Source organism: Corallococcus sp. Z5C101001, assembly GCF_007352635.1.
Lineage (GTDB): Bacteria > Myxococcota > Myxococcia > Myxococcales > Myxococcaceae > Corallococcus > Corallococcus silvisoli.
Genome location: NZ_VKLU01000006.1, coordinates 83,587 through 102,640, shown reverse-complemented (window position 1 = coordinate 102,640; position 19,054 = coordinate 83,587). Strand labels below are relative to the sequence as shown.

General features: G+C 71.4%; 18 protein-coding genes. 13 read left to right on the top strand and 5 right to left on the bottom strand.

The window, feature by feature from the left end:
- Nucleotide 1: 1 nt before the first annotated feature.
- From FOF48_RS15585 to FOF48_RS15525, 13 genes are all read left to right on the top strand, one after another.
- Complete coding sequence (locus FOF48_RS15585) at nucleotides 2-610, top strand: hypothetical protein (RefSeq protein WP_143902392.1); 609 nt, start codon at nucleotides 2-4, stop codon at nucleotides 608-610.
- Between the two features lie 57 nt (nucleotides 611-667).
- Nucleotides 668-1,363, top strand: a complete 696-nt coding sequence (queC, locus tag FOF48_RS15580; protein WP_143902390.1) for a 7-cyano-7-deazaguanine synthase QueC — start codon at nucleotides 668-670, stop codon at nucleotides 1,361-1,363.
- Nucleotides 1,363-2,034, top strand: coding sequence for a D-alanyl-D-alanine dipeptidase (gene ddpX / locus FOF48_RS15575; protein ID WP_186001928.1), 672 nt, complete (start codon nucleotides 1,363-1,365; stop codon nucleotides 2,032-2,034). The genes queC and ddpX overlap by 1 nt, the downstream gene beginning before the upstream one ends.
- 98 nt (nucleotides 2,035-2,132) lie before the next feature.
- On the top strand, nucleotides 2,133-3,368 hold the full coding sequence (locus tag FOF48_RS15570) for a serine/threonine-protein kinase (RefSeq protein ID WP_143902388.1): 1,236 nt from the start codon (nucleotides 2,133-2,135) through the stop codon (nucleotides 3,366-3,368).
- 71 nt (nucleotides 3,369-3,439) lie between these two features.
- Entirely contained in the window at nucleotides 3,440-4,270 is an 831-nt protein-coding gene (locus tag FOF48_RS15565) for a dienelactone hydrolase family protein (protein WP_143902386.1), read from the top strand.
- Between the two features lie 12 nt (nucleotides 4,271-4,282).
- Complete coding sequence (locus tag FOF48_RS15560) at nucleotides 4,283-5,095, top strand: alpha/beta hydrolase (RefSeq protein WP_255442231.1); 813 nt, start codon at nucleotides 4,283-4,285, stop codon at nucleotides 5,093-5,095.
- A gap of 124 nt (nucleotides 5,096-5,219) precedes the next feature.
- On the top strand, nucleotides 5,220-5,849 hold the full coding sequence (locus FOF48_RS15555; protein ID WP_143902384.1) for a methylthioribulose 1-phosphate dehydratase: 630 nt from the start codon (nucleotides 5,220-5,222) through the stop codon (nucleotides 5,847-5,849).
- Entirely contained in the window at nucleotides 5,846-6,391 is a 546-nt protein-coding gene (locus FOF48_RS15550) for an acireductone dioxygenase (protein WP_143902382.1), read from the top strand. The genes FOF48_RS15555 and FOF48_RS15550 overlap by 4 nt, the downstream gene beginning before the upstream one ends.
- Nucleotides 6,388-7,089: an acireductone synthase gene (mtnC, locus tag FOF48_RS15545; RefSeq protein ID WP_143902380.1), complete on the top strand. Its 702-nt coding sequence runs from the start codon at nucleotides 6,388-6,390 to the stop codon at nucleotides 7,087-7,089. Before FOF48_RS15550 ends, mtnC begins: the two co-directional genes overlap by 4 nt.
- A 34-nt stretch (nucleotides 7,090-7,123) precedes the next feature.
- Entirely contained in the window at nucleotides 7,124-8,008 is an 885-nt protein-coding gene (locus tag FOF48_RS15540; RefSeq protein ID WP_143902378.1) for an S-methyl-5'-thioadenosine phosphorylase, read from the top strand.
- Nucleotides 8,009-8,026: 18 nt separating this feature from the next.
- Complete coding sequence (gene mtnA / locus FOF48_RS15535) at nucleotides 8,027-9,142, top strand: S-methyl-5-thioribose-1-phosphate isomerase (protein WP_143902375.1); 1,116 nt, start codon at nucleotides 8,027-8,029, stop codon at nucleotides 9,140-9,142.
- Nucleotides 9,139-9,783 (top strand): class II aldolase/adducin family protein, encoded by a 645-nt coding sequence (locus FOF48_RS15530; RefSeq protein WP_143902373.1) that lies wholly within the window; start codon nucleotides 9,139-9,141, stop codon nucleotides 9,781-9,783. The genes mtnA and FOF48_RS15530 overlap by 4 nt, the downstream gene beginning before the upstream one ends.
- 104 nt (nucleotides 9,784-9,887) lie before the next feature.
- On the top strand, nucleotides 9,888-13,121 hold the full coding sequence (locus FOF48_RS15525; RefSeq protein ID WP_143902371.1) for a CHAT domain-containing tetratricopeptide repeat protein: 3,234 nt from the start codon (nucleotides 9,888-9,890) through the stop codon (nucleotides 13,119-13,121).
- A 114-nt stretch (nucleotides 13,122-13,235) separates the two neighbouring features.
- Here FOF48_RS15525 and FOF48_RS37080 read toward each other — a convergent pair whose 3' ends face one another.
- From FOF48_RS37080 to FOF48_RS15500, 5 genes are all read right to left on the bottom strand, one after another.
- Nucleotides 13,236-14,231: a hypothetical protein gene (locus FOF48_RS37080; protein WP_255442230.1), complete on the bottom strand. Its 996-nt coding sequence runs from the start codon at nucleotides 14,229-14,231 to the stop codon at nucleotides 13,236-13,238.
- Between the two features lie 134 nt (nucleotides 14,232-14,365).
- Nucleotides 14,366-15,538 (bottom strand): metallophosphoesterase, encoded by a 1,173-nt coding sequence (locus FOF48_RS15515; protein WP_143902369.1) that lies wholly within the window; start codon nucleotides 15,536-15,538, stop codon nucleotides 14,366-14,368.
- A gap of 127 nt (nucleotides 15,539-15,665) precedes the next feature.
- On the bottom strand, nucleotides 15,666-16,202 hold the full coding sequence (locus tag FOF48_RS15510; RefSeq protein WP_143902367.1) for an FHA domain-containing protein: 537 nt from the start codon (nucleotides 16,200-16,202) through the stop codon (nucleotides 15,666-15,668).
- Nucleotides 16,203-16,274: 72 nt separating this feature from the next.
- Nucleotides 16,275-17,909, bottom strand: a complete 1,635-nt coding sequence (locus tag FOF48_RS15505; protein ID WP_143902365.1) for a long-chain fatty acid--CoA ligase — start codon at nucleotides 17,907-17,909, stop codon at nucleotides 16,275-16,277.
- A gap of 105 nt (nucleotides 17,910-18,014) precedes the next feature.
- The gene (locus FOF48_RS15500; RefSeq protein WP_143902363.1) at nucleotides 18,015-19,052 is read right to left on the bottom strand and encodes a 6-phosphofructokinase; all 1,038 of its coding nucleotides are present in this window, start codon (nucleotides 19,050-19,052) and stop codon (nucleotides 18,015-18,017) included.
- Nucleotides 19,053-19,054: the final 2 nt, after the last annotated feature.

The window sequence follows — 19,054 nt, the reverse complement described above, 5'->3', positions numbered from 1 at the left end:
CATGCACTGGAAGCGACTGGCAGCGGCGCTCTTCCCCGCGGCGGCCCTGGCCGTGGCGGTGGGTTGTTTCTCCGACCCCGTGTACCCGGGCAACCAGGTGCTGGGGACCTTCCGCTTCCAGGCGAAGCTGGACGCGGCGCGCACCACGTGCGACGCGGGCTCGCGCGACTTCGCGCAGCTCGACGACGCGGGCACCTTCATCTTCGAGGGGACCTTCTCGCGAGACACCGACGCGGGCACGGGCTTCCTCACCGTGCAGGGCTTCTCCCGCGACGCGGGCTACAACGGCCAGAGCGTGTCCTCCACCCACCGCGCCACCGCGCGCCGCGACTCGTGCGGCACCGGCTGCGAGGACTCCGAAATCGAGGAAGCGCTGAACGTCGTGCTCTTGAGCGACAGCCAGGCGCGCAACGTGGCGCGCGACTGCAAGGCGCTGGATGGCGGCATCCCGGACGGCTCCGTCCCGGCGCCCACGGAGAACGGCTACGACGTGTCGCTCGCGTGCGGCACGCTCACGGACGTGTTCCTGCCGGGCAAGGGGGCGAGCTGCAATTGCAAGCCGTCCACGTGCACCACCGTGTACACGGTGAGCGGCGACCGCGTGGACTGAAACACCCCGGGCTTCTTCCCGTCGTGTAACGTGCGCCGCCCCGAAGTGGAGGATGGAATGGCGAAGCGTGCGGTGGTGCTCCTGTCCGGAGGTCTGGATTCAACGACGTGTCTGGCGATGGCGAAGGCGGACGGCTTCGAGCCGGTGTGCCTGTGCATCGCCTACGGACAGCGCCACGCGGTGGAGCTGGACCGCGCGCGCAAGGTGGCCGCGGCCATGGGCGTGCGCGACGTGCGCGTGGTGTCGGTGGACCTGAGGCAGGTGGGCGGCTCGGCCCTCACGGATGACATCCCGGTGCCCAAGGACCGCTCGGAGGACGCCATGTCCCACGACGTCCCGGTGACGTACGTGCCCGCGCGCAACGCGCTGTTCCTCTCCCTGGCGCTGGGGCTGGCGGAGGTGGTGGACGCCACGGACCTCTACATCGGCGTCAACGCGGTGGACTACAGCGGCTATCCCGACTGCCGTCCGGAGTTCATCCGCTCCTTCGAGGCGATGGCCCAGCTGGCCACCAAGGCCGGCGTGGAGGGCGCGCGCTTCCAGGTGCACGCGCCGCTCTCCGGGCTCACCAAGGCGCAGATCATCCAGGCCGGCGTGAAGCTGGGCGTGGACTACGGGATGACGCACTCCTGCTACGACCCGGACGCCCAGGGCCGCGCGTGTGGCCGCTGCGACAGCTGCGTGCTCCGCGCGAAGGGCTTCCAGGAGGCGGGCGTGCCGGACCCCACGCCGTACACGGACGGGGTGCGCTGATGCGCGCGGCGGCGGGCCTCACGCTGACCCTGGCGCTCCTGGGAGGCGCCCCGGCCCTGTCGGAGGACGCGAAGGCCGCGAAGCCGTCCCCGAAGCCCGAGGCGAAGGCCCCCGCCCCGAAGGTGGAGCTGGTGGACGCGGCCACCGTCATCCCGGACCTGGTGCTGGACCTGCGCTACGCGACGAAGGACAACTTCCTCAAGCGGCAGGTGTATCCGGACGGCGCGCGGTGTCTGTTGTTGCCGGACTCGGTGAAGCGCCTGACGCAGGCCGCGGACGCGCTGCGCCCCCAGGGCTACCGGCTGAAGGTGTATGACTGCTACCGGCCGCGCGCGGTGCAGTACGAGATGTGGAAGATCCTCCCCAAGCCCGGCTACGTGGCGGACCCCCACAAGGGCTCCAACCACAACCGGGGCGGGGCGGTGGACCTGACCCTGGTGACGGCGGCGGGGGCGGAGGTGGAGATGCCCACCCCCTTCGATGACTTCACCCCCGCGGCGCACCACGGCTACACGGGCGGCACGCCCGCCTCGCGCGAACACCGGGAGGTGCTGCGCAAGGCCATGGAGGGCGCCGGCTTCCAGCGCAACCGGATGGAGTGGTGGCACTACGACCTGCCCGGCGCTACGAAATTGCCGGTGCTGGACGTGCCCTTCACCCCGGCCGGCTGACGCCAGGCGGGCCGCCAGCCCTGTGGTTTCGCGCGGTTGCGTCATGGACTGCGCGTAGGTGGGCGCGCGCGCGGAGTGCCTGCTATTCCTGGCCTCCCATGAGTCAATCGCTGGCGGCCGGCCTGGAAAACACGCTCATCACTCCCTCCACGGGGGCGCAGCTGGCGCCCACGCTCGTGCCCGCCGGCGCGGCGACCCAGCGGCGCAACACCGTGCTCCCACGGGTGGAGTGGACGGGCCAGCAGCCCAGCGTGGTGCCCCTGCAGCGCGAGCGCTTCGAGGAAGTGCGCCCGCTGGGCCAGGGCGGCATGGGCGAGGTGGTGCTCATCCGCGACCACGACATCGAGCGGGAGGTGGCGCTCAAGCGGCTCCCCCCGGGCGCGGAGCTGGACCGGGTGCTGCGCTTCGTGGAGGAGATTCGCACCGTGGGCACGCTGGACCACCCGAACATCGTGCCGGTGCACGACGTGGGCGTGGATGACCAGGGCCGCTACTTCTTCATGATGAAGCACCTGAAGGGCGAGACGCTGGAGTCCATCATCGCCCGGCTGCGCCGCTCGGAGCTGGATGCGCTGGTGCGCTACCCGTTCCAGGTGCGGGTGCAGATCTTCCTGGGCGTGCTGCACGCGCTGTCGTACGCGCACGGCAAGGGCTTCATCCACCGCGACCTCAAGCCCGCGAACATCATGGTGGGCCCCTTCGGAGAGGTGACGGTGCTGGACTGGGGGCTCGCGCGCCGCGTGGGTTCACCGACCGCCCCGGTGCTCCCGGGCACCCCGACGGAGGCCATCGTCCCGGCCCGGCCGCTCCAGACGGAGCTGGGCTCCGTGGTGGGCACGCCGCTCTACATGTCCCCGGAGCAGGCGCGCGGCGAGCACGACGCGATGGACGCGCGCAGCGACATCTACAGCCTGTCGGTGCTCTTCCACGAGCTGCTGTCCCTGACGCACTACCTGGACGGCCTCCAGTCCGTGCCGGACATCATGAAGGCGGTGCAGACGCGCACGCTGGACATGGCCTCCATGCACGTGAACAGCGCGCAGGGCCCGGTGCCCGCGGAGCTGATGTGGTTCGTGAAGATGGGCATGAGCAAGGACCCCCAGGAGCGCTTCGCCTCCGTGGATGAGATGGTGTCGCAGCTGCACGCCGCGCTGGAGGGCCGCATCCACGTGCACTGCCAGCGCACGCTCCTGAAGCGGACCTTCCATCAGGGCCTGCGCGCCGCGGACCGCCACCCCATGGCCCTGACGTTGGCGGGGCTGGTGGGCGTGGGGCTGGTGGTCGCGTCGGCGGTGCACCTGGGCCTGTCGTTCCTCGCTTCGATGCCGCACTGACGGCCGCGCGGGGCGTGGCGCGGGGCGCTACGCTGCCGCGTGCACACGCGACACGCTCCGGAGGACGACCGATGAAACTTCAATCCGAATGGGTGGACTTCGACGCGGGGGGCAAGCCCGCGCAGGGCTACTCCACGCGCCCGGCGATGGCGAAGGGGCCGCTGCCCGGCCTCGTGGTCATCCAGGAGGTCTTCGGCGTGGATCCGCACATCCAGGACATCGCGAACCGGCTGGCGATGGCGGGCTACGCCGTCTTCGCGCCGGACCTCTACACCTACGGCGGGCGTCGCCCGGAGCTGGCCCCCCAGCGCATCGAGGACGTGAAGGCCTTCCTGGACACGATGCCCACGCCCTCGTGGTTCGACAACGCGAAGCTGGAGGAGGGGCTCGCGAGGTACCCCGAAGCCCAGGCCCGGAGCTTCCGCGAGACCCTGGGCACGCTGCTCGACCCGAACCGCCCCTGGCCGGACTACCTGGCCACCGTGAAGGGCGGCCGTGAGTGGCTGTCCCATGGCCCGGCGAAGGGCCGCGAGGTGGGCGCCCTGGGCTTCTGCATGGGGGGCTCGCTGGCCCTGCGGCTCGCGAGCGCGGATGCACAGGTCGCGGCCGTCGCGACCTGCTACGGCTTCACGCCTCCCCAGGAGACGCTGACGCACCTGAAGGCCCCGGTGCTCGGCCTCTACGCGGAGGATGACGCGCGCGTCAACGGAAGCGTCCCGGCGCTGGTGGACCTCACGAAAGAGAAGGGCGTGCCCTATGAGCGGCACACCTTCGCGGGCGCGAAGCACGCCTTCCTCAACGACACGCGCTCCAACTACGATGCGGAGGCCGCGCGCGGCGCCTGGGCGAAGCTGCTCACGTTCTTCGACGCGCGGCTGTCGCCCCGGGAGCGAGCGGTGTGATGGAGTGGCGGCGTGCACCGCTTCCGCCGCCAGCTCATGGCCCTCCTCCTCGTCACCGGCATGCTGTACCTCGCGCTGTGCGCACTCGCCTTCGCCGCGCAGCGCTCCCTCATCTACCCCGCGCCGCGCTCGTCGCCGGAGGCGCTGCGGGCGCGGCCTGGGTTCGGCACGGTGCCGCTGGCGACGGGCCTCCAGGTGGATCGCTTCTACCTGCCCGCGCCGCCGGGAGCGCCCACGGTGGTGCACTTCCACGGCAACGGTGAACAGCTCCTGGGACAGCAGGGGATGGGCCAGATGCTGGGGGACGCGGGCCTGGGCTTCCTCGCGGTGGAGTACCCGGGCTACGGCGCGTCGCCGGGCAGTCCGTCGGAGGCGGGCCTGTACGCCTCCGCGGAGGCCGCGCTCCAGCTCCTGCGCGACGAGGGCGTGAAGCCGGAGGACATCGTGCTCAGCGGGCGCAGCCTGGGCACGGGCGTCGCGGTGGAGATGGCGCGGCGCGGGTACGGGGCCCGCATGGTGCTGGTGTCGCCGTACACGTCCATGGTGGCCATGGGCCAGCGCACGGTGCCCTTCCTTCCGGCCACGCTGCTCATGCGCGACCGCTACCAGTCCCAGGACAAGGCCCCCGGCATTCCCATCCCCGTGCTCATCATCCATGGCGAGGACGACGACGTCGTGCCCGTGGCCATGGGCCGGGAGCTGGGGCAGCGCTTCCCCCACGCCACGGTGGTCACGGTGCCGGGCGCGGGCCACAACGACGTGCTGGAGCAAGACGGGCAGAAGGAGTTCGCGCGGCTGGCCACCTTCGCGCTGGAGGGCGGCTGAGCCGTCCCCAGGGATGGGTGACGTCCTGCGTCGCGTTCCCTTGCGCCTACCGGTCAGCGCCGGATTATGCTCCGTGTCATCAGCGCGATGTTTCATCGCGTCCTCACGCCCCCCCGAGGGATGGATGAGCATCAGCCCGGCCCCCGCCGCCACGCTGTCCGAAGCGGCCCGTGAAATCGTCGAAGTGGGCCGCTTCCTCAGCGTGCGCAACTTCGTGCCCGCCACCAGCGGCAACTTCTCCCGCAGGCTGGATGCCCGCACGGCCGCCGTCACGCGCTCCGGCGTGGACAAGGGGGAGCTGGTGGAGGCGGACGTGCTGGTGGCGGACATCCACGCGCCGCCGCCGAAGGGCTCCTCCGCGGAGACGCCCCTGCACCTCCAGCTCTACCGCGACCGGCCGGAGGCCCAGGCCGTGCTGCACACGCACTCCGTGGTGGCCGCGCTCCTGTCCAACCTGCGGCTGCCCGAGGGCGAGCTGGTGCTCCAGGACTTCGAGCTGCTCAAGGCCCTGGGCGACACCCGCACGCACGAGGCGGCGGTGTCCATCCCCATCTTCCCCAACGACCAGGACATCCCCCGGCTGGCCGGGAAGGTGACCGCGCTGCTGGAGAAGCGCACGGACCTGGTCGCGTATCTCATCGCCGGCCACGGGCTCTACACCTGGGGCCGGAGCATGGCCGAGGCGCGGCGCCACGTGGTGGCGCTGGAACACCTGCTGACGTACGAACTCGAGAAGATGAAGGTGCGGCGATGAGCAACCTGATTGTCTACAAGGACCACCAGCCGGAGGCACCGCTGGGCGTCTTCACCGACGTGGCGGACATCGGCCGGGAGCTGAAGACCATTGGCGTGCGCTTCGAGCGCGTGGACGCGTCCGTGGAGCTGCCGGACAACGCGGGCCAGGAGGAAGTGCTCGCGGCCTACCAGCACGTGGTGGACGCGGAGAAGAAGGCCCACGGGTACAACACCGTGGACGTGGCGCGCATCAAGCCGGACGCGCCCAACGTGGAGGCGGCCCGCCAGAAGTTCCTCTCCGAGCACTCCCACACGGAGGACGAGGCGCGCATCATGGTGGAGGGCAGCGGCTGCTTCTACCTGCACGCCGGCGACAAGGTGTTCCAGGTGGAGTGCACCCGGGGCGACCTCATCAGCGTGCCGGAGGGCATGAAGCACTGGTTCGACATGGGGCCCCGGCCCCGCTTCGCCGCCATCCGCTTCTTCATCCGCCCCGACGGCTGGGTGGGCCACTTCACCGGCGAGACCATCGCCGACCGCTTCCCGAAGTACGCGCCGTGAGCGCCCCGGTCGCCATCGTCACCGACATCGAAGGCACCACCAGCTCCATCGCCTTCGTGAAGGACGTGCTCTTCCCCTTCGCCCGGAGGCACCTGGCGGAGTACGTCGCGACGCACGGCCAGGACGCCGCCGTGCGCCAGTGCCTGTCCGACGCGCGCACGCTCGCGGGCGAGCCCGGGCTGGACGACGTGGGCACCGTCGCGCTGCTCCAGCGCTGGCTGGACGAGGACCGCAAGGCCACGCCGCTCAAGACGCTCCAGGGCCTCCTCTGGGCGGATGGCTACGCGCGCGGCGAGCTGAAGGGCCACGTGCACGCGGACGCGGCCCGGGCGCTGCGCGAGTGGCACGGCGCGGGCCTGCGCCTGTATGTCTATTCCTCCGGCAGCATCGCCGCGCAGAAGCTGATCTTCGGCTACAGCGTGGAGGGGGACCTGTCGCCGCTGTTCTCCGGCTACTTCGACACCACCACCGGGCCCAAGGTGGAGGCCGCGTCGTACACGCGAATCGCCCAGGCGCTGGCGCTGCCGCCGAAGGACCTCCTGTTCCTCTCCGACAACGTGTTGGAGCTGGACGCGGCCCGGCAGGCGGGCTTCTGCACGGCGTGCCTGGACCGGGGCGAGGTGGCCATCCCCCCGGGCCACGGGCACCCGGTGTTCCACGACTTCACGTCGCTCGACCCGTTCGCGCGCGTGTCCTGAAGCGTTCGTCCCTCCGGAGCGGAGCCTTTCCACCATGTCGAGTTCCAACAAGCCCGTGCTGGGCATCATCGGCGGCAGCGGCCTGTATCAGATTGATGGCCTGACGGATGTCTCGTGGCGCCGGGTGTCGTCGCCCTTCGGTGAGACGTCGGACGAGTTCTGCTTCGGGCGCATCGGCGACCAGCCGGTGGTGTTCCTGCCGCGCCACGGCCGGGGGCACCGCATCCCGCCGTCGGAGCTGAACTTCCGGGCCAACATCGACGCGCTCAAGCGCAGCGGCGTGACGGACATCCTGTCCGTCTCCGCGGTGGGCAGCCTGCGCGAGGACCTGCCCCCGGGCACCTTCGTGGTGGTGGATCAGTTCGTGGACCGGACCTTCGCGCGCGTGAAGAGCTTCTTCTCCGCGGGGCTGGTGGCGCACGTGTCGATGGCCAGGCCCGTGTGCTCGCGCCTGGGCGACGCGGTGATGGCGGCGTGCGAGGGCCTGGACCTCAAGGTCGTGCGCGGCGGCACGTACCTGGTGATGGAGGGGCCGCAGTTCTCCACGCTGGCGGAGAGCAAGCTGTACCGGCAGTGGGGCTGTGATGTGATTGGCATGACGAACATGCCGGAGGCCAAGCTCGCCCGGGAAGCGGAGATCTGCTACGCGAGCGTGTCGATGGTCACGGACTACGACTGCTGGCATCCGGACCACGACGCGGTGACGGTGGACCAGGTGGTGGCGGTGCTCCTGGGCAACGCGGGCAAGGCGCGCGGGCTGGTGAAGAACATCGCGCCGCTCGTGGGCCAGCATGCGGGCCCGTGCCGGAGCGGCTGCCAGACGGCGCTGGACCACGCCATCATGACCTCGCCCGACGTGCGCGACCCGGCCCTGGTGGACAAGCTCTCCGCGGTGGCGGGCCGCGTCCTCAAGCGCTGAACAAGGAAAGACACGGCGATGAAAGTCCAAGGCGAGCCGATGCGCTCCATCTGGGTCGAGCCCGACGGCTGGAGCGTCGGCGTCATCGACCAGACGCGCCTGCCGCATGCGTTCGTGAAGGTGAAGCTGACCACGGCGGACGCGGCGGGCCACGCCATCCGCAGCATGCTGGTGCGGGGCGCGCCGCTCATCGGCGCCACGGCGGCCTATGGCGTGTGTCTGGCCATGCGGGGGGATGCGTCCGACGCTGCGCTGGAGCAGGCGCTCACGATGCTGCGGGCCACGCGGCCCACGGCGGTGAACCTGCACTGGGCGCTGGACGGGATGCGCCAGGTGCTCGCGCCGCTGAAGCCCCAGGAGCGGGCGGCGGCGGCGTACCGGCACGCGGCCGCGCTGTGCGACGAGGACGTGGCCATCAACCGCGCCATCGGCGAGCACGCGCTGAAGCTGTTCCAGGAGGCGTGGGACAAGAAGGGCCGCAAGGGCCGGCTCAACGTGCTCACGCACTGCAACGCCGGGTGGCTGGCGACGGTGGACTGGGGCACGGCGCTGGCGCCCATGTACCTGGCGCACGACGCGGGCCTGCCGCTCCACGTCTGGGTGGATGAGACGCGCCCGCGCAACCAGGGCGCGGTGCTCACGGCCTGGGAGCTGGGGCAGCACGGCGTCGCGCACACCGTCATCGCGGACAACGTGGGCGGCCACCTGATGCAGCACGGGGAGGTGGACCTGTGCATCGTCGGGACGGACCGCACCACGGCGCACGGGGACGTGGCGAACAAGATCGGCACCTACCTGAAGGCGCTGGCGGCGAAGGACAACGGCGTGCCGTTCTACGTGGCGCTGCCCTCGCCCACGGTGGACTGGACGATTCAGGACGGGGTGAAGCAGATCCCCATCGAACAGCGCGACGGCGCGGAGCTCAGCGACGTGACGGGCCGGCTGCCTTCGGGGGACATCGCCACGGTGCGCATCACCCCGCCCGGGAGCCCCGCGGCCAACTACGCGTTCGACGTGACGCCCGCGCGGCTCGTGACGGCGCTCATCACCGAGCGGGGCGTGTGTCCGGCGACGGAGGAGGGGCTGCTGTCGCTCTTCCCGGAGCGGCGCGCGGAGCGGAGCCCGGCGACGTGAGCGCGGCCGGGGGACATCCGGCGCTGCGCGAGGCGATGGTGGCCACCGCGCGGCGGATGAACACGTCCGGGCTGAACCAGGGCACGTCCGGCAACCTGAGCCAGCGGGTGGAGGAGGGCTTCCTCCTCACGCCCTCCGGGATGAACTACGAGGCGATGACGCCGGAGGACGTGGTCCTCATGCGCTTCGACGGCACGCACGAGGGCCGGCGCAGGCCGTCCACGGAGTGGCAGCTGCACCGGGACATCCTCGCGGCGCGGCCGGAGGTGGGCGCGGTGCTGCATGCGCACAGCATGTTCAGCACCACGCTCGCGTGCCTCCGCCGGGGCATCCCGGCCTTCCATTACATGGTGTCCGCGGCGGGCGGCACGGACGTGCGGTGCGCGGAGTACGCCACCTTCGGCACGCCGGAGCTGGCGCGGCACATGATGGCGGCGCTGGAGGGCCGCAAGGCGTGCCTGCTGGCCAATCACGGCATGGTGGCGGTGGGCGCGGACCTGCCCGCCGCCTGGAAGCTGGCGGTGGAGGTGGAGACGCTGGCCGCCATGTACTGGCGCGCGCTCCAGGTCGGGGAACCGGTTTTGCTGGATGACGCGGAAATGGCGCGGGTGTTCGAGCAGTTTCGGGGCTACGGGCAGTAGCTCCGCCCTCGTCACCGCCGCGCCTTCCTGCATGATTCTCCGGGTCCCTGCCTCTCTCACGGGGGGGACGGGATGGGCCACCCTTCGGACCCCAAGGAGGAGGCATGCGGTGGATTCTCGGGTGGATGGTGGTGCTGGCCCTGGGGTGCGCCGCGAGGATGCCGGCCGGCGTGGAGGGCCAGCTGCTGGAGGCCCAGCGCACCTACGACGCGGCGCTGGCGCTCTACGATGCGGGCCGGTACGCCGAGGCCGTCGCGCCGGGTGAGCGCTCCCTCGCGCTGCGGGAGGCCGTGTTTGGCGGCGCGCACCGGGAGGTCGCCACCTGCCTGAACCTGCTCGGCGAGGCGTACCGGCTCCAGGGGGACTTCGCGCGGGCCGGGGTGGTGCACGAGCGCGCGTTGGCCATCCGGGAAGCCGCGGTGAGCGACGACGCCGTGGACTCCGTCGTCGTGAGCTCCCTGCTCGCCTTCGCGGCCTCCCCGGTGATGGAGCCGGACCGGCAGCCCGGGGGCTATTATTCGCACGAGCACGCCCTGTCCCGGCGGCAGAACAACCTGTTCAGCCTGGACAAGCGCCGCCGCACGGGCGCGATGGCCAGCCAGGAGGCGGTCCTCAGCGAGAACCAGTTCGCCTACGCCCAGTCCCTCAACAACCTGGCCATGCTCTACCAGGACCAGGGCCTCTACAGCCGGGCGGAGCCGCTCTACGTGCGCGCGCTCGAGCTCCGGGAGACGGTGCTGGGCATGTCCCACCTCACCGTCGCGGACTCGCTCAACAACCTGGCGCTGCTCTACCGGGAGCAGGGGCTGTACGGCCGGGCGGAGCCGCTCTACGTGCGCGCGCTGTCCATCCGGGAGTCGGCCCTCGGCAAGGCGCATCCGTCGGTCGCGGACTCGCTCGACACCCTGGCCACGCTCTACCAGGACCAGGGGCAGTACGGCCGGGCGGAGCCGCTCTACGAGCGCGCGCGCTCCATCCGCGAGGAGTCCCTGGGCAAGCGGCATCCCCGGGTCGCGGACTCCCTCAACAACCTGGCCAACCTCTACCAGGACCAGGGGCTGTATGACCGGGCGGAGCCGCTGTACACGCGGGCCCTCTCCATCCGGGAGGCGGCGCCGGACGGCAACCCCTCCGACCTCGCGGCGTCGCTCAACAACCTGGCCACGCTCTATCAGGCGCAGGGGTTGATCGACCGGGCGGAGCCGCTGTTCGCGCGCGCGCTCGTCCTCTGGGAGACGTCGCTCGGCAAGCGCCATCCCCACGTCGCCGCGCTGCTCAACAACCTGGCCACCCTGTATCGCAAGCAGGGCCGGTACGACCGGGCGGAGCCGCTCTATGTGCGCGCGCTCTCCATCTGGGAGGAGGTGCTTGGCAGGAACCATCCGGATGTCGCCGGCGCGCTCAGCAACCTGGCCAACCTCTACCGGGACCAGGGGCAGTACGGCCGGGCGGAGCCGCTCTACGAGCGCGCGCTCGCCATCCGTGAGGCCGTCCTGGGCCGCAACCACCCGGACCTCGCGGCGTCGCTCAACAACCTGGCTCTGCTGCGGCTGGCCCAGCGGCGCCTGGACGCGGCGGTGCCGCTGTTCACGCGGGCCTTCGCCGTCTCCGAGCAGCGCCTTCGCCGGGAGGCGCTGGAGTTCTCCGAGGCGCGGCTGGCCAGCTTCCTCCAGCTGCTGCGCGTCGACGAGGAGCACCTGTACGCGCTGCTGCGCGCGCACCCCGAATCCGCGGAGGTCCGGCGTCTGGCATTGAGCGCCGCGCTGCTGCTCAAGGGTCGCTCCGTGGAGGAGACCGCGGACATCTCCCGGGCGGTCTACCGGAGCCTGGGGGACGAGGAGCGCGGCACCTTCGCGCGGCTGCGCGGGCTGCGCAGCCAGCTGGCGAGCCTGTCGCTCCACGGGCCCGGTGCGCTCCCGCCCTCCGCCTACCAGCGGCAGCTCGAGGCCCTGGCCACGCAGGGCGATGCGCTGGAGGCCACCCTCGCCCGGCGCTCGGCGCCCCTGCGCGCGCTGGCCGCGCTGCCCGCGCCCGAGGACATCGTCGACCGCGTCGCCGCGGCCCTGCCGGAGGACGGGGCGCTCGTGGAGTTCATCACGTACGAGGATCGCCCCCTCGTTCCGGGCGCGCGCACCTCCTCGGCCCAGCTGCGCTGCATGGCGCTGGTGCTGCTGCCCGACGCGAGCATCCGGACGCTCGACCTGGGCCTGGCGGAGCCCATCGAGGCCGCCGCCTCGCGCATGCGGGACGCGCTGGCCCGCCGGGATGCCGCCTTCGACGCGTCCTCCCAGGCGCTCTACCAGCTCGCCTTCCAGCCGCTGCTGCCGCTCTTGGGGAAGGCCCACCGCCTCTTCCTGTCGCCGGATGGTCAGCTGGCCCTGGTCCCCTTCGCGGCGCTGCACGACGGCCAGCGGTTCCTGGTCGACACCTACGACTTCACCTACCTCACGTCCGGCAAGGACCTGCTGCCCCGTCCCCAGCCGCCCCGCTCCGCGTCATCCGTGGTCGTCCTGGCGGACCCGGCCTTCCGCCCCGGACTCCAGGCCACGGCCGAGGCTCCGGCGAGCGCGGACGCGTGGGCCGAGCGCTCCGCTCCCACGCGCCCCGAGGACCTGCGGATGCGTGACTGGGCCCCGGTGCCCCTGCCGGGCTCCCGTGAGGAGGCGGAGGCCATCCAACGCCTCTTTCCCCAGGCCCAGCTCTACCTGGGGCCCAAGGCGACCAAGGAGCGGCTGCTGCGGATGACCACGCCCGGCATCCTCCACCTGGCCACGCACGGCTTCTTCCTGGAGGACGCCGCCACCCAGGAGAACACCCGCGCCATCGCCCACTTCGGCGCGCTGGGCGAGGATGCCCGGGCGCCGCGCCCTCCGGACCCCCTGTTGCGTTCGGGCTTGCTCCTCGCGGGGGAGCGCGCGCAAGCGGCGTCCAGCGCCAGTGACTCGGGAGCCTCCCCCGACAGCTCGCTGGTGACGGCCCTGGAGCTGGCGGGGCTGGACCTGTGGGGCACCCAGCTGGTGGTCCTCTCCGCCTGCGACACCGGCCGGGGCGACGTCCGGCGGGGGCAGGGCGTCTACGGCTTGCGCCGGGCCTTCCTCGTCGCGGGCGCGGAGACGGTGGTGATGAGTCTCTGGAAGGTGGACGACGCGACGACGCGCACACTGATGGAGACCTACTACCGCCACCTGTTGGCGGGGCAGGGCCTGGCCACGGCGCTGCGCGAGGCGATGCGGGAGCTGCGACAGGCCCAGCCCCATCCCCACTACTGGGCGCCCTTCATCGCCATGGGACGGGACACGCCGCTGCGCCTGCTCGAAGCAGCGGCGCGTCAGCCGTAGGGCCGCGCTCACGCCCCTCGAGGGAAGGGGCTTCGGGGGACCGGGAGTGCGTCAGGCCGTGGGGCCCCGTCGCGCCAGCAAGGCGGAACGGGGCCCGGGCTGCTCGCGCGTCCGTCAGCGCGCGGCGTGCGCGTTGAGGACGATGACGCCCGCGTCGCGGATGATGACGCCCGCGTCGAACGGCGGGGGCCCCGCATCCACGGTGCCCGCGTCCACGCCCGCATCCGGACGGACCCCGCCGTCAGTGCCGGCGTCCACGGTGCCGGCGTCCACGGTGCCCGCGTCGACGCCCGCATCCGGACGGACCCCGCCGTCGGTGCCCGCGTCCACGGTGCCGGCGTCCACGCCCGCATCCGGACGGACCCCGCCGTCGGTGCCCGCGTCCACGCCCGCGTCCGGGGTGCACGTCGGGCACGTGTCGTTCGGCTTGCACCGGACGACGTCATTCGGCCCCGGCTCGCCGCGGACCTGCACGAAGTCCACGCCGCCCACCTTCTGGTCGCCAATGGCCTTGCCGTTGCCATCCACGATGGTGCCAAAGCACCGCATCGGGACGCCCGGGGCCACCGTGCCCGTGCACGCCATGATCTTCTCGGGCGGGACGTTGTAGTTCCCGCTGACGACCGCCGCGATGGGCTGGTAGCCGTTGGTGCCCTTCGCGCCGGAGTAGCAGACGCTCAGGATGAGCGGCTTGCCTCCGCACTCCGGGTGGTACTCGTTGTGGAAGATGGACTGGCTCGTGTCGTTGGGCAGGCCCTGCACCGACGTCTGCCCTCCACAGGTGGCCGGATTGCCTCCGTGCGCGCCGTAGATACAGCCGCCCCCATCCAGCGCCGCCGCGGCCTTCTTCTCCGCGTCGATGACGCCCTTGTCATTGGGGTTGCTGTTGTCGATGCCCGTGTAACCCCCCTGGTCCTGCACCCCCATGTCTCCCCAGTTGTTGTTGACGAAGTACTTGCCGCCATCCGCCAGCTTGTTGTCGCCCTTGCAGCTGTCCAGCTCCTGGAGGCCGCTCGTGGGGTCGTTCCACGGCGAGTCCTCCGGACCACAGCCCACCGCCAACACCGAGAGCGCACCCGCGACGCAGGCCCACTGCTTCAAGGTTCTCATTATTCCGCCCCTTCGTTCTAAACACGTTTTACATACTATAAAACATGTTCCACGTAAAATCGGTGAAACAAGGCGGCTGGGGTTGAGACCTTTGGCGGGGTGCGTTGGCGGAAGTCCGCACGCGTCGGGATGTTTCAGGCGCTGCGCAGCGTGAGCAGCGTCACCTCGGGGGGGATGCCGATGCGGAAGGGGAGCCAGTGCCCCGTGCCGCCGGAGACGTACAGGTGGCTGTCGCGGAAGCGGTAGCGGCCGAGCATGTGCTTGAAGACGAAGCCGAACAGCGGAATCCCCAGGAGGGCCACCTGGCCGCCGTGGGTGTGGCCGGCGAGCGTGAGGCGCGCGCCGCGCTCGGCGGCGTAGGAGAAGAAGTCCGGGTGGTGGGAGAGGCAGAGGACCACGTCGTCCGGGTGGCCGTCCGCGAAGGCCGTCTCCGCGGACTGCTTCCAGCGGCTGTCGCGCCCGGCGCGGCCGCGGCTGGAGATGGGGAAGTCCACGCCCACCACGCGCACGCGCTGGCCGCCGTGTTCCAGCACGTGGGCCTCGTCCACGAGCAGGCGCACCGGGGCTCCGCGCCGGGCCAGCTGCTCATAGCCGCCCAGGACCTCGTCGAGTCCGCGCCAGTGCTCGTGGTTGCCCAGGATGGCGAGCATGCCGTGGCGCGCCGTCGTGGAGGCGAGGGCGGCCATCGTCTCCTCGACCTGGTTCACGTCGTCGATGAGGTCGCCCGTCATCACCTGGAGGTCGACTCCGGCGGTGTTCATCGCCTCCACGGCGCCGCGCAGGTACTCCGGGGAGATGAAGGGGCCCACGTGGACGTCGGTGATCTGCCCGATGCGGAAGCCGTCGAGCGCGGCGGGGAGGCCGCGCAGCTTCACCTCCACCTCGCGCACGGTGAAGCCCAGGCTGCCGCCCACGACGCCCACGCCGCTCGCGCCCACGGCGAGCACGGGCACGGCCTGGCCGGCCTTCATCAGGAGGTCGCGTCGCCCCAGGTCGACGCCCGGGGGCGCGGCCTGCTGGCGGCGTTCGGCGCGCAGCTTCAGCACCAGGAAGGGCAGGCCCGCCAGCATCACCAGGAGCGCGGCGATGCTCCAGACGACGGCGAACAGCTTCAGCGGCGCCAGGAGCGGCGGCGTGTGGTGGAGGCCGTAGCCCGTCAGCGCGGGCACCAGCCAGGTCGCGAGCGCCACGCCCATCAGGCCCAGGAGCACGCCCTGGCGCCAGCCGCGGGTGACGGCGGGCCACAACCTGCGCAGCACGAGGTAAGCGCCCAGATAGACCCACAGCAGGACCAGCAGCCTTCCCATCGTGTGCGCGCTCTCGGTGTGAGGAGGCCCGAGGATAACGGACCCCCTGACAGCGCGCCGTCCTCCGTCGCTGGCTGCCTGCCTGGACCCGCCGGGTCTCAGCCGGGGATTCGCGGGGAGGCGCCCGTCACAGCCCGCCGCCGGGGCTGGCGAGCCGCAGGTGCGAGTGCAGCGTCTCCGCCCGGAGGTACAGGAACTGCGCGTCCCCGAAGGACAGCGCGTCCCCGTCCGTGAGCATCCGCACCTCGCCCTCGCCCAGCGCGCCGGCGTTCAGCCAGGTGCCGTTCATGGAGCCCAGGTCCATCACCGAGCACGACCCCTGCGCCGCGTGCCAGCGCAGCACCGCGTGCTGCTTCGACACCGACGGGTCGTGCACCAGCAGCGCGCACCCGTCCATGCGCCCCACCTTCATCTCCTGCCCGTCCCGCTCCGGCCCCAGGAAGTGGACCTCCAGCGCGTCGAACCCCTGGAGCATCACCAGCAGCCGGTCCACCAGCCGCGAGCGGTGCGCCATGCCCACCGTGCGCGCCTCCGCCAGCCGCAGCGCCACCTGCTGGAACACCGGCTCTGGCGGCTGCTGGATGAGCACCACCGGGCCGGAGGCTTGCAGGAAGGCCTGCACGGGCGCGTAGGCGAACGGGCGGAGCTGTTGGACGGAGGGCATCACACCCTGACGTTACCCCCAGCCCCGCCCCAGCGCGAGCCGCCAGCTCCCAGTGTCAGGTGGCCAGCGCTTTCAGGACGCGACAGGCGTCTTCAGCAGGTGGTCCCCGAAGTCCTCCCGCAGCTTCATCTTCAGGAACTTCCCCGTCGACGTGCGCGGAATCTGGGACACGAAGAGGAAGTCATCCGGCAGCCACCACTTCGCGAACTGCTTCTCCAGGTGCGCGGTCAGCTCCTCCTTCGTCGCCTGCTGCCCCGCCTTGAACACCACCGCCGCCAGCGGCCGTTCGTCCCACCTGGCGTGCCGGCCCGCGAACACCGCCGCCTCCAGCACGCTGGGGTGCGACATCAGCGCGTTCTCCAGCGCCACGGAGCTGATCCACTCGCCGCCTGACTTGATGACGTCCTTGCTGCGGTCGGTGATGTGCAGGTAGCCCGCCGGGTCGATGGTCACCACGTCGCCCGTCTTGAACCACCCGTCCTTCGTGAACCGGTCCTTGCCCTCGTCGCCGAAGTAGGACGCCGCCACCATGGGCCCGCGCACCTCCAGCTCGCCCATGGCCTGGCCGTCCCAGGGCAGCACCTCGCCGCTGTCGCTCACGTGGCGCGTCTCCACGAAGGGCACCGAATAGCCCTGCGACGCGTATGCCTCCAGCTGCGCCTCCGGCGAGGCGGTGCGCAGGTCCCCCTTGAGCCGCGCGAGCGTGCCCACCGGGTTCATCTCCGTCATGCCCCAGGCGTGCAGCACGTTCTGCCCGTGGCGCTTGCGGAACCCGTCGATGAGCGCCGGCGGCGCCGCGGAGCCGCCAATCACCATGTGCCGCATCGTGCTCAGGTCCCACCTGCCCGGCTCCCGGTCCAGCTGCGCCAGGATGCCCAGCCAGATGGTGGGCACGCCGCCCGCCACCGTGACCCGCTCGCCCTGCATCAGCTCCAGCAGCGACTGGGGATCCAGGTGCGGCCCGGGCAGCACCTGCTTCGAACCCGTGAGCAGCGCGTCGAACGGCAGGCCCCACGCCGCCGCGTGGAACATGGGCACCACCGCGAGCACCGTGTCCGACTCCCGCAGCCCCAGCACCTCCGGCAGGCAGCACACCAGCGTGTGCAGCACGATGGAGCGGTGGCTGTAGAGCACCCCCTTCGGGTTGCCCGTCGTCCCGGACGTGTAGCAGAGCATCGCCGCGCTGTTCTCATCCAGCCGGGGGAAGGCGAAGGTGCCTTCCGCCGCCGCCAGCAGCTGCTCGTAGTCCAGCCGCCCCTCCGGCACCGGGCCGTCATCCGGGATGACGATGACGTGCTTGATGCAGCCGGCCGCCTTCTCGAACTTCTCCACCAGCGGCAGGAGCGAGCGGTCCACCACCACCACCATGTCCTCCGCGTGGCGCGCGATGTAGGCCAGGTCGTTGGGGTGCAGCCGCAGGTTGAGCGTGTGCATCACCGCGCCCATCGCCGGCACCCCGATGTAGACCTCCAGGTGCTGGTGGTGGTTCCAGCTCAGCGACGCCACCCGGTCCCCTGGCTTCACCCCCAGCCGCGTCAGCGCGTTCGCCAGCTGGCTGACGCGCCGGTGGAAGTCCGCGTACGTGTAGCGGTGCAGGGACTTGTCCGGATTGCGGCTGACGATCTCCTGCGCCGCGTAGTACGTGCGCGCGCGCTCCAGGAAGTGCGTCAGGGTGAGAGGGAAGTCCATCATGCGACCGGTGAGCATCGGCACCATCCCTTCGCGTTCGGCGTTGAGGGGCGGATGCTACCGGATGCGCGGCGCCATGCCTGTCACTCCGGGTGGGAGCAGGCATGGCGCATCACGTCATCATCAGCCGAAGAAGACCTGCGCGACCTCGAAGAACTCCTTGGGGACGCGCTTGAGCTCGCGGGTGGCCTCGGAGAGGTGCTCGCTGACGATGTCGTTGCCGCGCAGGGCGGCCATCTTGCCGAACTCGCCGCGGGCGACCATGTCGCACGCATGCACGCCGAACCGGGTGGCGAGCACCCGGTCGTGCGCCGTGGGGGCGCCGCCGCGCTGGATGTGGCCCAGCACGGAGACGCGCGTCTCGAAGCCGGTGCGTCGTTCAATCTCCGCGGCGACGATGTTGCCCACGCCGCCCAGGCGCGGCCGGCCCGCTTCGTCCAGGGCGCCGGTGGTGACCAGCTGTTCGTTCTGCTCCGCGGACAGCTTGATGCGCGTGCCCTCCGCCACCACGACGATGGAGAAGGTGCGCCCCCCCGCGTTGCGGCGCTGGAGGTGCTGGGCGACGGCCTCCAGGTCGGCGGGAATCTCCGGGACGAGGATGACGTCCGCGCCGCCCGCGATGCCCGCGTAGGTGGCGATCCACCCGACGTGCCGGCCCATCACCTCGCAGACGATGACGCGCTTGTGCGACTCCGCGGTGGAGTGCAGCCGGTCCACCGCCTCCGTGGCGATGGACACCGCGGTGTCGAAGCCGAAGGTGAAGTCGGTGCCGTTGAGGTCGTTGTCGATGGTCTTGGGCACGCCGACGATGCGCACGCCCTCCTGGGACATGCGCGTGGCGGCGGACAGCGTGCCCTCGCCGCCAATGGCGATGACCGCGTGGATGCCATTGCGCTCGATGGCGCGCTTCACGCGCTCCAGGCCGTTCTCCACCTTGAACGGGTTGACCCGCGAGGTCCCCAGGATGGTGCCACCCCGGTGGAGGATGCCGGACGTCGTCTCCCGCGTGAGGCGGAAGTGGTTGTCGTCCAGCAGGCCCTTCCATCCATCGCGCAGGCCCATCATCTCGAAGCCGTGCTCGCTGGCACGGCGGACGATGGCGCGAATGACCGCATTGAGGCCGGGGCAATCCCCGCCACCGGTGAGCACGGCGACTTTCATGG

Excerpts from the sequence above, each read along its gene's own strand:
- FOF48_RS15585 (WP_143902392.1), top strand. The coding sequence starts at position 2 with ATGCACTGGAAGCGACTGGCAGCGGCGCTCTTCCCCGCGGCGGCCCTG.
- queC (WP_143902390.1), top strand. The coding sequence starts at position 668 with ATGGCGAAGCGTGCGGTGGTGCTCCTGTCCGGAGGTCTGGATTCAACG.
- ddpX (WP_186001928.1), top strand. The coding sequence starts at position 1,363 with ATGCGCGCGGCGGCGGGCCTCACGCTGACCCTGGCGCTCCTGGGAGGC.
- FOF48_RS15570 (WP_143902388.1), top strand. The coding sequence starts at position 2,133 with ATGAGTCAATCGCTGGCGGCCGGCCTGGAAAACACGCTCATCACTCCC.
- FOF48_RS15565 (WP_143902386.1), top strand. The coding sequence starts at position 3,440 with ATGAAACTTCAATCCGAATGGGTGGACTTCGACGCGGGGGGCAAGCCC.
- FOF48_RS15555 (WP_143902384.1), top strand. The coding sequence starts at position 5,220 with ATGAGCATCAGCCCGGCCCCCGCCGCCACGCTGTCCGAAGCGGCCCGT.
- FOF48_RS15550 (WP_143902382.1), top strand. The coding sequence starts at position 5,846 with ATGAGCAACCTGATTGTCTACAAGGACCACCAGCCGGAGGCACCGCTG.
- FOF48_RS15540 (WP_143902378.1), top strand. The coding sequence starts at position 7,124 with ATGTCGAGTTCCAACAAGCCCGTGCTGGGCATCATCGGCGGCAGCGGC.
- mtnA (WP_143902375.1), top strand. The coding sequence starts at position 8,027 with ATGAAAGTCCAAGGCGAGCCGATGCGCTCCATCTGGGTCGAGCCCGAC.
- FOF48_RS15525 (WP_143902371.1), top strand. The coding sequence starts at position 9,888 with ATGCGGTGGATTCTCGGGTGGATGGTGGTGCTGGCCCTGGGGTGCGCC.
- FOF48_RS37080 (WP_255442230.1), bottom strand. The coding sequence starts at position 14,231 with ATGAGAACCTTGAAGCAGTGGGCCTGCGTCGCGGGTGCGCTCTCGGTG.
- FOF48_RS15515 (WP_143902369.1), bottom strand. The coding sequence starts at position 15,538 with ATGGGAAGGCTGCTGGTCCTGCTGTGGGTCTATCTGGGCGCTTACCTC.
- FOF48_RS15510 (WP_143902367.1), bottom strand. The coding sequence starts at position 16,202 with ATGCCCTCCGTCCAACAGCTCCGCCCGTTCGCCTACGCGCCCGTGCAG.
- FOF48_RS15505 (WP_143902365.1), bottom strand. The coding sequence starts at position 17,909 with ATGCTCACCGGTCGCATGATGGACTTCCCTCTCACCCTGACGCACTTC.
- FOF48_RS15500 (WP_143902363.1), bottom strand. The coding sequence starts at position 19,052 with ATGAAAGTCGCCGTGCTCACCGGTGGCGGGGATTGCCCCGGCCTCAAT.